The organism is Algoriphagus lacus, from assembly GCF_003583985.1.
Classification (GTDB): domain Bacteria; phylum Bacteroidota; class Bacteroidia; order Cytophagales; family Cyclobacteriaceae; genus Algoriphagus; species Algoriphagus lacus.
The window spans coordinates 241,197-254,874 of the sequence record NZ_QXML01000004.1 but is presented as its reverse complement, the minus strand read 5'-3'; the positions used below and the strand labels follow the sequence as shown (position 1 = coordinate 254,874).

Genomic DNA, 13,678 nt, shown 5'->3' with positions numbered 1-13,678 from the left:
AAAGGGCCTTTGGTTGATGTTAGTATTTACGTGATGGAGTCCGCCTTGGCTGCCTCACAGACACCACATGTTTGTGTGGTTTTTTGGACCATGGCCCTGCAGTCGGCGCAGGTTTTTGTGCTGGTTTTTTCTTCCGCAATGCTGGTAGAAAAGGTTATTCCCCAAAGAATCAGAATTAATTTCCAGAATGTTTTCATAGGAATGTAATGTAAAAGTGACTCTACAAAATTGCCTTGAAAAACCCTCTCCAGAAATCACATAAATGGGTGAAAAATAGGGTGTTGGAAGCTAAAAAAAACCAAAATATGTGATCTTGATTCCTCCAAAAATGTCCCTAAATCCAAAAAAAAGACCTGCGAGGTTTTCAAAACCAGGCAGGTCAATTCTATAGGAGATTACAAGGAAGTAACCTGAAGTTCAGACGATCTTGTCACGAAAGGCCTTAGCTACAGCTTCACTTTTTGAATTGACGTGAAGCTTTTCGTAGATCTTTTTGATGTGGCTTCTTACTGTATCCATTGCAATGAACATCTCAGATGCAATCATTTTGTAGGAATAGCCATTGACCAGTAGTTGCAAAACTTCTTTTTCCCGGTCTGAGAGGTTGTAATTTTTATCTGCAGGCAGGTTTAGCTGGGAAAACATCTTCAAGACCTGAGCAGCTACAGATGCAGTCATTGGGGCACCTCCAGTGGAGGCCTCCTGAATGTACTCCAACAACCTTGCAGGTGGAGTTTTTTTCAAAATGTATCCATTTGCTCCGTTTTGCAATGCTTGGAAGATATTTTGATGATCATCAAATACCGTCAGCATTAGCACCTTCACTTCCGGATTGGTCTCTTTTACCAGTTTGAGACCTTCCAGTCCATTTACCCCAGGCATGTCGATATCCATCAAAATCACATCCGGCTGGTAGGTTTTGACTTCATGAACCACGTTGGAGCAATTTCTGAAAGCTGCCATCACACTGAATCCCTCACTGCCGTCAATCAGCATGGTTAACCCTTCGCGCAGTTGGGCATTGTCTTCGTAGATCAGCAGTTTTATCATGGCAATGGTGTGTAGTTCAAAATTAGATGATCAAAGGTTGCTCCTCAATCACATATTGATGTGGAATTATAGGTTAATCCGAAGAATCAGTTCGGTTCCCTCTCCAGGTTTTGAGTTGATGGTTAGTGAACCGTTGAGATTGGCAGCACGCTTTTTCATGTTTTCCAGTCCATTGCCATCATCCAGATCGTTCAGGTTGAAGCCAACCCCGTAGTCTTTGATCTTAAGGATGAAAAGGCTTCGTTCCAATGCGAATGAAATAAACAGACGGCTGGCCTTAGAATATTTCGCGGCATTGTTGATTCCTTCCTTGAAAATCAAAAACAGGTCCCTGCGGGCATCCATGCTTAGCTTCATCCCCAGAACCTTTTCATCAATCTCCATATTGAAGAGGATGTCTTTGCTTTCCAGAGCCTCATTTGCAAACTCCCGCATCCGTGCGATCAGTTTTTCCATGGTGTCATTTTGGGGCTTGATACTCCATACGATATCATCCATGGCTTCCATCATCCGCTGACTGTTTTCGGAGATTTTGGAGATATACTCGCTGGATTTGGCTGGATCGGTTCCGATTTTGGTTTTGGCCATTGAACTCAGGATGTTGATTGTACTCAAAGTGGACCCCATATCGTCATGAAGGTCCCGAGCCAATCGACTTCGGAGTTTGACCACAGCGAGAATTCGGTTGACATGCATCCGATATATTAGATATACGATCCCGATGAATATCAATCCCAATAGGGCCTTGAACCACCAAGTCTGAACCAGGCTAGGTTTGATTTCAAATTGGTAAACGACCGAATCCGAGAATATCCCGGCTTCATTGGCACTTCTGACTTCAAATTGATAATCTCCTGGGGGAAGCAGAGAATACACGGCCTGAAAATTTCCATTGGCTTTGATCCAATCCGGTTCGGCACCAATCAGGCGGTAGTAATAAGTGAATCGGTCCTGCTTGGAGAAGTTCAGAATATTGAAATCAAAGCTCAGACTGTTTTCATTTGAGCTGAACTCCTTACGCATCTCAGGCAGGGAACTATCGCCGATGTAGAGGCCGAAGAGTTCAATGCTGGTGATCGATGGGATGGGAGGAGGAAGATTGCGTGCAAATTGCATTGGGTCAAAAATGATGATCCCGTTATTGCTTACAAAGGCCAACTCTCCATTGGCAAATCGGGTTCCGCTTCGTCCGTCACTGGGGATGTTCGAAAAGAAATGATTTTTTCCAAAGGAATAGAAGGTATTGTTTTGGACATCAAAGCGGGTCAGTCCATTGGGTGTATAAATCCAGACCAGGCCTTCCGAATCCATTTCCATTCCAAAAATCGTGTTGCTAAGCATACCATCTGAATAGGAGAACACTTCATTTTGGCCGCTTCGGATATTGTATTTGTTCAAGAGCTCAAATCCAATCAAGAATATGCTGTCATTGACCTGCATGAGCCGTTCGTTATTGTTTGAATTCAGGATAGAATTATCCAGGTGCCTGAGAATTTTCCCATCCTGAAGATCAAGCTCGTATACCCCTTCGTTGGTTGTGGTGACCCATAGATGTTGGTCATTGCTGATCAGGACTTTTGGAATTCGACCTTGGAATTTCCGGTACCTTCGAAATCCCGCTTTGTCGATTCCAGCTCCTTCATACTTGATAATGCTTCCGCCCTGAGTCCCAAACCATAAGTTTCCTTTGGCATCCTCAGCGATCGTTCGAATCGTGGAACCCTCAAAAACTTCCGGATATAAAAAGTGAACCTTTTTTGAGTCCAGTTCGATCACCTGCAGGAGTCCTTTTTGCAGGGCCCCCCATACCAAATTCCGTTTTTTGTCGTGGTGGATATCCCAGACCTGACGGGCTTCACTCGCAGTTGGCGCCCCTCGATACATCCAATCCGTTTCCAATTCTCCGCGTAAAGGCTTGATGATTCCAATTCCTTTTCCCCAACTTCCCACCCAAACACTGGTGTCTCCTCGGTGGATGACTTCCTCCACAGCTTGATATTCAAAGTTGCCGTTTTGGGTATTACGTTCTTGAAAATAGATGCTCGGGGTATCAAAATGGAGGAAATACAATCCCGCATCTGTGGCCATCCAAATGCCTCCAGCATCGTCCCAGATCAGTTTGGAAATTTTATCAAACCGGATGTCACTTTGAATCAGCGGGGTGAAGGTTTTTGATCTTCGGTCAAAACTGGCCAGGGTTTGAATTCCATACCTCCAGATTTCTGCATGGGGCAATTCCAGACTTCCAAAAGCCTCCTGATAATTGGTGTTTTGCGGAGAAAGCTCGCTTTTGTGATTTTTCCAGACTTTGGTTAAGGCGTCGTAGGAAAGCAACCGTTCATCCGGAGCCCAGTAATTGATCCAAAAGATTCCCTCGGAGTCTTCAAATACATTGAATACATAGGTAAGGTCTGGTTTTTTAAGGACTTCCAGACCCAGGGGATTGGATTCATGGGTGTATATAGCTCCATTTTGAGGATCATAGACGCTGATTCCTTCAATGCTGCTGATCCAATAGCGGCCTTTCCTGTCTTCAAAAATGGACCGGGGTCTCCAACCATCGGGTAGTTGAATGGGGAGATTTTGGTCTGTGATTATTCCTTTTTCTTGATCGATCCACAGGAGTTTGTTGTTGTTCAGGATCACAAATAAGTTGCCTTTGCTGTCCATCCAGAGCGACTCACCCTGAAATCGATCTTCTTTTTTTTCGAAAGGATAGATAGTAAACTCCTGTTTTTCGGGAATATAACTGCCATACTGATCACCTACACGTAGCCACATTTTCTCCTTTCGATCCACCAAAATCTCCGAAACTGATTGGGTGGGTTGACGGCCTTCTGGTGTATCGATTTGATAGGTCATGAACTTGCGCCCATCAAAGCGCTGCAAGCCATTCGAACTACCAATCCAGAGGTAGTTGTGTTTGTCCTTTAAGACAGTCAGGACCTGGTTCGAAGCCAAACCTTCCGCGGTTCCTAATCGGGTGACATAAAACCTTTTGGTTTCCGCGGATGCCGCATGGAGGCTAAGGAGAAAAAAGAGGAAGTAAAGTATTTTTCGCATGTAAAGTCCCTAAAATTAATCCATTAGACAGGATTTGAAATTTTTGCAGCCACTAAATCACATATTTATGTGAGCCAATTTCAACTTTTTGAAAGCAACCTCCCGGTAACCTTTTCCATCTCCCGAATAAATTCCCAACTATGAAAAAACTACTCACGATTTTGATTGGCTTATCCTTGTGGGTTCCCAATCTTCTTGGACAGGACCTGAAGCCTGAAGAAATGCGCGAGGATCTCCTGATTTTCCGTGAAAGTCTGGAAAAATTTCACCCTGAGATGTACCGATATACCGACCGGCAGACTTTTGAAAATCACTTTAAAGCCATTGAAGCTCAACTCACGACACCCAAGTCCCAACGGGAGTTTTACAATTTGCTAAAGCCTGTTTTGGTCGATTTGAAAGATGGCCACATCAAATGGATTGTTCAAGGACAAGACCAGCACTACGGATTCTTTCAGGATCAGCTGTTTCCGCTACGGCTCTATTTTGAGGAGCAAATTGTGAAGGTTATCAGTCATTTAGGAGGAGAAAAGGTACCAGTTTTGGCTGAAGTGAAATCCATCAACGGGGAAACGATCGAAGCTATCCGTGAGAAACTCCTGGCCGGCCTGACTTATGGTGATGGGGAAAGTCTTGGCGGAAAATACTTTCAGTTGAACCGATACTTTGCTGCCTATTTTTCAACCGAATATGGCGTGAGTGAGTCGTACACGGTGGAATTGACTGATTCCGGGAAAAGCGTCAAATGGGAAGGTAAAGGAATCGGCAAGGATCAGATCGAAGCAAATTTTAAGGAAGCAGAAGAGCCTTTTTCCTTCAAAATGACCAATGGCTGGACCGGAATTATGGACATCAATCGTTTTTTTTCTTACAAAGGTGAGCCTGACTTTAAGAAGTTTTTGAAAAACTCCTTTGAATCACTTGAGAATGAAGGGATTTCCAACCTGATTTTGGACCTCCGGGGAAATGAAGGAGGAAATGAAAAACTCGGTATTGATCTGTACAAATACCTCGCTTTGGATGAGTTTGATTACTATGATTTTGTGACCACCAAACCGAATCAGAAAGTGGATTTCGAAAATTACACCTCCAAGATTTTCCGAATGGCCAATTCATTTTCCAAGGAAAAAGACGGGAAATATCTGTTTACAAAAGCTCCTTCCAAAACGGAAAAACCCTATAAAAATGCCTTCCAAGGCAATCTGATTGTTTTGGTTGACGGTCAAAGTTTCTCAGTGACCACGGAGTTTTCCTCTCGGGTAAAGTCAGACCGAAGAGCCACATTCGTGGGAGAGGAGACGGCTGGCGGTGCTGAAGTCAACAGCAGCGGTTTCTTTACCATCATCACCTTGCCGCATTCCAAGATAGACCTCGGCGTCCCAAGGTTGGGATTTCACATGGCTGATTTGGATTCTTCAATGGACAAAAACCGGGGAATCATTCCTGATGTAAGAGTTGTGCCGACCGCCGGAGATTTGCTTTCCGCAAAGGATCCGGTGATGGAAAGAGCCCTCCAACTGGTCAAAAGACCCTGATTCACACTTAAATCTTATCATATGAAAACTACTTTAAAATTGGTAGCTGGGCTTTGCTTTGCCTTGGCTATTGCCAGCGCAAGAGCGCAGGATTCCCAGGAAAAACCAGGTGCTGAGTTCCGGATTAGCTATCTCCGAGGAACTCAAAAGCTGCATGATCTGCAAGCTTCGCCCATGATTTACTACACGACTTACAATGGACTCAATCTTGATTACAAGCGGATCACCGAGAAAAACCGCTGGGAATTTGGGTTGGAAGCCAAGACCGGAAATATGATCGCTCCGGAATTGGGTGAACGGGAATTTCAGATCGAAGAAGGTGGGGATTCCTTTGTTTTGATTCCCTCTCAATACTTCGGTGAGATCCGTGCAGGGTATCAACGCCAAGTCAGTTCAAAATCGAAAAGCCAAGGTTATTTGGGAGGAATGATCCGGGATGAGTTTTATTATGCCGATGGGTTGGCTATGAACACTTGGTCTATGAATTCCCTGGAGTTTGCTGCTCGCTATTCCCATTTTGTTGAGTTGGGAAAAAAACACCGTATCGAAGGCGATGTGATTTTGCCGCTCGTTGCTTTTACGGCACGAATGCCCTATTCCAATGTGGTTTCCCAGCCTGAAAAATCACAGGCCAAGGCTTTTCTGGAAGAAAGCGAGTTTGCCTCCATCGGTACCTACCAACATCCCGAAATCCAGCTTTCCTACCGCTACCACTTGGCCCACCGAAGTGGACTGGAATTTCGGTACTCACTGGACTGGCTGCATTACAGCGAGCCCAGATCCATCAAGAAATCCAACCATGAAATTGCTTTGGCTTGGGTTTATTTCTTCCAATTCGCTCACCACTAATCGACACCACTATGTTTACTTACAAACTTAAAACTACCGGATCGATTGCCCTCAGTTTAGCACTTTTGGGCTTTTCGTCCTGCAATGAAACTATGCTTGGCGAGCAGCCTGCAGCTACTCCCACTTCATCTTTTGAAGTGCTCTGGTCGGAATTTGACCAGAACTATAGCTTGTTTGAACTCAAAAATCTGGACTGGCAGGCAGTTCATGAGGAATTTGCTCCCAAAGTCACGGATCAACTGACCGATGACCAACTCTTTGATGTGATGAGTGAGATGCTGGCCAAGCTCAATGACGGCCACGTGTGGCTAGTCAAGCCCAACCCGGGTTTCAGAAGGTACGACAGCGGTCCGGAGTTTCCGGAGGGCACTTTTAGCCTGGATCTGATCCGTGGTGAACTCAGTGAAGAAAAGGTTTTTGGACCGGACGACGAGCCGATGATGGTTTATGGGAAATTCAAGAACACGAACATCGGGTACCTATACTTGGACAATTTGGGTGAAGCTCCAGGATTTTATGAGGAACAGATGAAAACAGCCATTGCTTACCTTAAGACCACGGATGAACTCATTTTTGATGCTAGGGGAATTGAAGGAGGGGATGATAGATCGGCTCAGGTAGTTGCTGGATTTTTCGCTGAAAATCGGGAATTGTACATGAAAACCCGTTTTAAGAATGGACCGGGTCACAGCGATTTTGGAGATTGGATTTTCTGGTATGTGAATCCCGCGAAGTCGACGTTCCTCAAACCTGTGGTGGTCCTGACGGATCGTGGCACTGGCAGCGCGGGGGAGACCTTTACTTTGGCCATGCGAAAAAATGAGAACGTGACCTTTGTCGGAAATTTTACCTATGGTGCTTTTTCCGATAATCCTAAAACAGAACTTCCCAACGGCTGGATCGTCGCAATGAGTAGGGGAGATTTTCGGGACGATGCCGGAATCAGCTACGAGGGAATTGGCCTCGAGCCAGACCAACTGGTGATCAATACCCCTGAGCAGGTAGCCAATGGAATGGACCGTGCCATACAGGCGGCTTTTGGAGTGCTTTTAGGGAATTGAAAAGGTTTTCCAGAACCGGAATTTAGTATAATATATAATGGGCTCGGGCTGAGATTGATCCAATCGAAGTAATCTGATTGGATTTTTTCAAATGACAGACTGAAATCGACTCTTTCCAAAAACGATTGTCTTCAGCTCCTGACCAATTCAACTTTGTCTTTTTAAAAAAACAACTACACATATGAAAGTTTATCTTCTTATTCTGTTTGCCTCACTTGGCCTGGCCTACTTTTCTCTGAAGCCAAGTCAGCCGTCTTCCAATGCTATCAACCAATTGGTTGAAAAGGAAATGAACGAACTGCAAATACCCGGAATGGCGGTTGCCGTGATCAAAGACGGGAAAATCTTGCACCAGGAGACTTATGGCATGGCCAATTTGGAGTGGAACCAAAAAGTGACACCAACCACAGCCTTCCAGATAGCCTCAGTAACCAAACTTTTCACCTCCACGCTGGTGATGAAATACATTCAGGATGGAAAGATCCGCTTGGACGATTCAGTTGTGAAATATTTGCCCGATGCCCCAGCAAGCTGGAGCCAGGTCCAAATCAAGCATTTGCTATCCCATCAGTCAGGTATTCCCTGGCCGGCTAGCATTGGTGGCTTTTTGGGTACAGCTCCTTCCACATCGGACAAACCTGCCAGCAAAGAGCAGGTGTACAAAGACATGCGGGACTCGACTTTGTTGTATAATCCGGGTGAAAAAGAAGTTTATATTAATGGGGATGCGTTTGTGCTGCAATTCGTGCTCGAAAAAATCGGAGGCAAAAGCATAGCTGAAATTTTCGAAGAGGAATTGTTTAGTCCTTTGGGAATGAAAGGTTCCGGCTTTGACCAGGAGGTCAGAAATTTTCCTGCCCAAGTGATGAGGCCGATTAAAAACAAAAGTCAGCTGTTTACGAAAGGAACAACCGAACCGCTAATCTTAAAATCTTATTACAATCCTACTTCCTATGCCGGTGGGGGCCTTTATACCACGTTGGAAGATGCCGTGAAATGGGCTGTTTCGCTGGACAAAGGGGATTTTATAGATCGGGAAATTGTGGAGCAACTGTCGAGCAAAATGCCCTTGAATGGGTCATTTACTTCCTTAGGCTGGAACAGACTAGAATTTAATGGGCATGAGGCTTTTGGTCACACCGGTGGTCCCGGTTTGGGAGATGTCCTTTATTTTCCGGAGGAAAAGCTCACGATCATTGTGTTTAGCAACTATGCCGATATGTATCCCTATATGGCTGCCTCAATTGCATGCCTGTTTTTCCCGGATATCGTATTGCCCTCTGGCCCAAAAACATTCGATCGTGGTTTTTATAAATACTTTTAAGTACAAAAATCGGCTACGATTAACTTTACCCGGATGCTCTTGATTTATTATTCCCTAAACCATTCAAGCGACGTTTGGATTTTGCTTGGTAATAGTTAGAAGGATAATAGAGAAAAAATACAACTATGGGAAGACTTGATAATAAAACAGCTCTGATCACGGGTAGTGCCCGTGGAATTGGGGAAGGCATTGCTCGGGTTTTTCATGCCGAAGGTGCACGGGTGATTATTTCGGACATTCAGGATGAAATGGGAAAAAGGCTCGCTTCCGAGCTGGGTGAACGAGCAAGCTATATTCATCTGAACGTAAAGAATGAAGGAGAATGGCAAAACGTATACGAGCGGATTTTGCTGGAGTTCGGGGGGCTTGATATCCTGGTGAACAATGCTGGGATTACCGGTTTTTTGGAAACCAAAGGTCCCCATGATGCCGAACAAGTAGATATAGATTCTTTCAATGAAGTAATTGCTGTCAACCTTAATGGAACTGTGCTGGGGTGTAAGTATGCGATTAACCTGATGAAGCGAAAAGGAGGAGGAAGTATTGTGAATATTTCTTCCCGAAGTGGTCTGGTCGGGATTCCTGCGGCGGCAGCTTATGCCGCAAGCAAAGCGGCAGTAAGAAATCACACCAAGTCGGTGGCCTTACTTTGTGCCGAAAAAGGATACCACATCCGCTGCAATTCCATTCATCCGGCAGCAATCATGACGCCGATGTGGGATGCCATGCTCGGTGAAGGAGAGTTGAGGCAACAGATGATCCGGGATATTGAAGCCGGAATTCCCTTGGGGAAATTTGGTCATCCGGAGGATGTGGCTTTTGCAGCCTTGTATTTGGCTTCCGATGAATCCAAGTATGTCACAGGAATTGAGCTCAATGTGGATGGGGGAATTTTGGCCGGATCAGAGGCCAAGCCGGAAGCTCGGTAATGGCTTGAACTTGGTGTATTTTTTAATTACACCATAATCTTAACATCCAGGTTTTTAGGGCGAAAGCAATCAAAAAGCCCAAGGGTAGGAGTTAATCCTGGCCTTGGGCTTCTTTGTTTTTGGAGGGATTTCAAATTCCGCAAATTGGGGGGATAAAGCAATTTTGCCTGGTTTAGGAATTCAAAAGTCTACCAAACAGCATCTATTATTCAATTTGAAGAGCTTAAAGATTTGCCCTTTTAATTTCATTCAGTTCAGTTTCATCAAGTCCAAATGAAGACAAAACTGAAAGAATAAAGTCAGTCTTTTTTCTGGTGTAGTCTTCTCTTGTCATCCCTGGTTCTTTTGTCAGCTTTAATTTTAATTGAGAGTATTCCTGTACAAGTTTTTGGTTCTTCAACAAGGCATCCCGGAATAAAAGGTGATTCTTTAACGCCAGACTGTCGGAGTAGCAAACATAAAGATGATGTTCTTGCCAAATTTTGCTTTTGCCTATGTTTGGTGTCTTTTTGGATTCCTGTCTAAAAGCAAATCGCCCTGGAATACCCTGTTCCCCCCGGCTTTTGTACCCTATTAGTTCAAGTTTTGAGGTGATTTCTCCGATTAGAGATTTATTCTCCAGAATGACATCAATGTCCAAGATAGGTTTGGCAAAAAGGTTAGGAATTGCTGTACTCCCAACATGTTGAACGTCTATCTCATACTCTTCCAAAACCTGAAGCAAGGCTTTTTTCAGTTGCTCAAATTCAGTCAACCATTCTGCCTGATAGGGTTCAAGAAAATTCAGCATGGCCAAAAGATTAAAAGTGATAGTTGAGTTAAATCACCGGTAAAGATCAAATTACTAAAATTCAAAATAAGATTTTTGGGCATTGGTAAGTGGATTCTTGGGAAATTGAGATCCTTAAATTGAAGCCCTGGATTTAAAAATCAGTGATTATTTTGGGGATTTTACTCACTTGAGTAAAGACTTTGAAATTTCCGTAAGTGGAGAAACATGGGAACAGAACTCCCAAAGACAAATTGAAATAAAAAATCCCGCCCCAATTTTTTCCTTGGAGCGGGAGGGAATTGAACTCAAAAAATAAATCAGATGCCCGGCTTGAGGATAAACTTTTGCTTCCTCCGCTCGGATACCAAAAACTGCCAGAGTCCTAATCCGACAAGGGCAAGGAAGCTCTCAATCAAGAGCCATTGAGTCCCAAAGTCGCCCAAAGGACCATCCGAGACCAAAGTGATCAATCTCGAAAAGGCATAGGCACCCCAAAAAATGCTAAGAAAAGCAGCGCCCTTTTCAGGATAAAGGATGAGCAGGTAGACAAGGCTCAGACAGATCGTGATTCCCACTCCACCATACACTCCCCGGATCGAACTCAAGGCGTCTGTGTTTTCCAGTTTAACTCCCACCAAATCCATTACCGACTGCGGGTCAAATAAGGCCATGATACTCACTGATAATAAACTCAGTATCGAAAAGCCAATGTAAATGCGGGTGAAAAGCACCCAACGATTAACTTTTTTCATGGTCGATTAATTTGAAAAGGCACAATAGGCGTTGTAGAGATTGATGTGCTGACCAAGGTCTTCCAGTTTCGGCTTTTTGACTTCTGAAAGCATTTGCTGGCAGTCTCCAAACAGCACTTCGAAGGACTTTTTGTAATTTCCTTTTTTCACTTTCATCAGCGGAGCACCGTTTTTGGATATGAAATAGGCCCGGTGTTTATCTCCTGTCCACTTGATGTATTCACCTTCCAATCCAAAAGTCTTGCGTGACACTGGATCATAAAACACTTCAAATACATCGTCAAAATCCGGGTTCAGAAGTTGCAAAAGCAGTTCTTTTTCCCCGTTTACACTGGTGTTTCGGAAAATGATAAAGTCCTTTGGCTTGGCAGTCGGCTGATCTTTGGACAGCAGTTTTTTCACTGATGAACCTCGATCCATGAGGTATTGGAGCCTTACAGCTCCGTTCATTGCCACTGCAAATTCATACATGTCTTCCGCACTGATTTTGTGGCGTGTACCGGATTCGTCTTCCAAGCTGACCTTGGTGATTCCGCGGGTACTGGTGGAATTGATGATTTTCCCTTCGATGACTTCACCTGTTTTGAGCAAGGCATAGCCCTTGTTGGAAATCGGGAAATCTTCCAGGGGTTGTTGAAGTTCTTGGGCTGATACCCCAAAGCAAATCCCCAAAAATGCCAGAAAAGTGATTTTTAAGATTTTCATTTTAGTAATAGTTGGTTTTGTTGGAAGGATGGAAAAAAGGCGAAGTGGGTTGCTTTTTGATAAAAAAAAACTGTCTAATAATTGACTCCAACATCAATCAGCCATTTCCATTCGCCCTTGGAGTTTTTCCTCCAAACAGAGGTATAGCTTCCTTTATTCAGGATCTTCCCTTCGGAATCCAAAGCCTGAAAATGCCCCAAAGTATAGCCCAGTTCACCGGACTCAGCCACGCGTGCAAACTCAGGCTCCCAGGCTAGTACAAAACCCGGAACCTCCGGACCAAATGACTTTCCAATAGCTTCCAGTCCACGGATGGGTTCGCTGCCATCCCTCAGTAGAATCGCTTCCGGATCGGCAAAGTGGAGAAATGCAGCCTTTAGTCCTTTTTCCCTTCCCATTTTGGAAAAGCTTCGATCGGCTTCAAGCAGAGATTCCTTGGCAGGAAGTGTCTGTCCCAGGCAGATGGAATTGAACCCGAGGCAGATCAAAAAGACCACTAACCACCCCACTCGGTGATTTTTTTGAGGGATTTTTGCGGAGTTGCTCATTGTTTTTCGATTTCGACTACCCACTCCACTTCCAGCATGTAATCTTCCTCAAAGAGTCGGTCTATCTGAACCCAAGTGCTTGCTGGACTATGATCGCCGTAAAACTTTTTGCGAATAGGCTGGGCCTTTTTCATCGCTTCCATATCCCGGGTGAAGAGTCCTTCTTTGACCACATGAGTTTTGTCCAGACCGTACTTGTCCAGGGTCATTTGCAGGACTTTATAGACATGTGCCACAGATTCTTCCATAGTTCCCTTGGCGGTGACTCCGGAAAGAAAGAGCAGATTTCCAGTCCGGTAGACCTGAGCGTAGTTCCATTCTTTCTCCACTTGTTCGTTGTAGTGGAGTGTTTTTTCCTGAGCAAAGGCGCTCAGCGAAAGAATAAAAAATGCGGGTGCTAATAGCTTGATTTTCATGTTAAATAAGGTTCAATTCTGAATTATTGAGGTTGAGCACTTAGTGGTGGAAGTGGCTCAGGCACCACATTGTTGACCGGCTTGGTGCTCTTCAGGTAAGCAAAAATTGCCCGGATTTCATCGTCAGTCATGTGGGCAAACATCTCATAGGGCATGGGTGGAAGCATTTGCCGGTTCGTCGCAATTCCTTTGGATTTACCCTGTCTCAGGGCGGTGAAAAATTGCTCTTCGGTCCAGTTGCCGATTCCGGTCGCATCCGAAGTAATATTGGACGAGAAAGAAACTCCCCAAGGTCCAATCCAAGCAGTCATGGTTTGAGAAGCTGCGGCACCTTTGGATTCGAGTTCTGCACGATTTAAATCCGGAATCGGAAGTGTTGCCGGGTGTCCGGAAAGGGCATTTTCCATATCCAACTGCGGTCCGTTGGGCCCCATTTTCTTTGGAGTGTGGCAATCGTGGCAGCCAGCGATAGTCACCAAATGTTCACCGAGTTCCTCCCGACTGGCATAACCTCCGTAGGTTTCTGTGGGTTCTGGAGTTGCTGTAGCATCGGTTTTTGCCTGCTGGCATTGAGTCAGGACAAGGGCTGCTGGAAGGGCAGCCAGTGCAAAAAAGGTTAATTTCTTCATTTTGTTTGTGGGTTAGTTTTCTGGGATTAGGGATGGGAAAATTGG

The 13,678-nt window shown here is 44.7% G+C and carries 14 protein-coding genes; 5 read left to right on the top strand and 9 right to left on the bottom strand.

Annotated elements, in window-relative coordinates:
* Nucleotides 1-26 precede the first annotated feature (26 nt).
* From D0X99_RS20395 to D0X99_RS10145, 3 genes are all read right to left on the bottom strand, one after another.
* Nucleotides 27-197 (bottom strand): hypothetical protein, encoded by a 171-nt coding sequence (locus D0X99_RS20395; RefSeq protein ID WP_158587695.1) that lies wholly within the window; start codon nucleotides 195-197, stop codon nucleotides 27-29.
* Between the two features lie 220 nt (nucleotides 198-417).
* Nucleotides 418-1,050 (bottom strand): response regulator, encoded by a 633-nt coding sequence (locus tag D0X99_RS10150; protein ID WP_119477713.1) that lies wholly within the window; start codon nucleotides 1,048-1,050, stop codon nucleotides 418-420.
* Between the two features lie 66 nt (nucleotides 1,051-1,116).
* Nucleotides 1,117-4,113: a sensor histidine kinase gene (locus D0X99_RS10145; RefSeq protein ID WP_119477712.1), complete on the bottom strand. Its 2,997-nt coding sequence runs from the start codon at nucleotides 4,111-4,113 to the stop codon at nucleotides 1,117-1,119.
* 140 nt (nucleotides 4,114-4,253) lie between these two features.
* Between D0X99_RS10145 and D0X99_RS10140 the strand changes: the two genes are divergently transcribed.
* From D0X99_RS10140 to D0X99_RS10120, 5 genes are all read left to right on the top strand, one after another.
* Nucleotides 4,254-5,648 (top strand): S41 family peptidase, encoded by a 1,395-nt coding sequence (locus tag D0X99_RS10140; RefSeq protein WP_119477711.1) that lies wholly within the window; start codon nucleotides 4,254-4,256, stop codon nucleotides 5,646-5,648.
* Between the two features lie 21 nt (nucleotides 5,649-5,669).
* The gene (locus tag D0X99_RS10135; RefSeq protein ID WP_119477710.1) at nucleotides 5,670-6,497 is read left to right on the top strand and encodes a hypothetical protein; all 828 of its coding nucleotides are present in this window, start codon (nucleotides 5,670-5,672) and stop codon (nucleotides 6,495-6,497) included.
* 11 nt (nucleotides 6,498-6,508) lie between these two features.
* Nucleotides 6,509-7,558, top strand: a complete 1,050-nt coding sequence (locus D0X99_RS10130; RefSeq protein ID WP_119477708.1) for a S41 family peptidase — start codon at nucleotides 6,509-6,511, stop codon at nucleotides 7,556-7,558.
* 181 nt (nucleotides 7,559-7,739) lie between these two features.
* Nucleotides 7,740-8,882, top strand: coding sequence for a serine hydrolase domain-containing protein (locus D0X99_RS10125; RefSeq protein WP_119477706.1), 1,143 nt, complete (start codon nucleotides 7,740-7,742; stop codon nucleotides 8,880-8,882).
* Nucleotides 8,883-9,007: 125 nt separating this feature from the next.
* Nucleotides 9,008-9,811, top strand: a complete 804-nt coding sequence (locus D0X99_RS10120) for a glucose 1-dehydrogenase (protein ID WP_119477704.1) — start codon at nucleotides 9,008-9,010, stop codon at nucleotides 9,809-9,811.
* A 223-nt stretch (nucleotides 9,812-10,034) separates the two neighbouring features.
* Here D0X99_RS10120 and D0X99_RS10115 read toward each other — a convergent pair whose 3' ends face one another.
* The 6 genes from D0X99_RS10115 to D0X99_RS10090 all read right to left on the bottom strand — a co-directional run bounded on the left by D0X99_RS10115 (nucleotide 10,035) and on the right by D0X99_RS10090 (nucleotide 13,633).
* Nucleotides 10,035-10,601, bottom strand: a complete 567-nt coding sequence (locus D0X99_RS10115; protein ID WP_119477702.1) for a GrpB family protein — start codon at nucleotides 10,599-10,601, stop codon at nucleotides 10,035-10,037.
* Nucleotides 10,602-10,900: 299 nt separating this feature from the next.
* Nucleotides 10,901-11,335 carry a DUF4345 domain-containing protein gene (locus D0X99_RS10110; RefSeq protein WP_119477700.1) on the bottom strand — a complete coding sequence of 145 codons (435 nt, stop codon included), beginning with the start codon at nucleotides 11,333-11,335 and terminating at the stop codon, nucleotides 10,901-10,903.
* Nucleotides 11,336-11,341: 6 nt separating this feature from the next.
* Entirely contained in the window at nucleotides 11,342-12,040 is a 699-nt protein-coding gene (locus D0X99_RS10105; protein WP_119477698.1) for a hypothetical protein, read from the bottom strand.
* Between the two features lie 74 nt (nucleotides 12,041-12,114).
* The gene (locus D0X99_RS10100) at nucleotides 12,115-12,588 is read right to left on the bottom strand and encodes a YybH family protein (protein ID WP_119477696.1); all 474 of its coding nucleotides are present in this window, start codon (nucleotides 12,586-12,588) and stop codon (nucleotides 12,115-12,117) included.
* Complete coding sequence (locus tag D0X99_RS10095) at nucleotides 12,585-13,004, bottom strand: RidA family protein (RefSeq protein ID WP_119477694.1); 420 nt, start codon at nucleotides 13,002-13,004, stop codon at nucleotides 12,585-12,587. The genes D0X99_RS10100 and D0X99_RS10095 overlap by 4 nt, the downstream gene beginning before the upstream one ends.
* 23 nt (nucleotides 13,005-13,027) lie before the next feature.
* Complete coding sequence (locus D0X99_RS10090) at nucleotides 13,028-13,633, bottom strand: c-type cytochrome (RefSeq protein ID WP_119477692.1); 606 nt, start codon at nucleotides 13,631-13,633, stop codon at nucleotides 13,028-13,030.
* Between the last annotated feature and the right edge of the window lie 45 nt (nucleotides 13,634-13,678).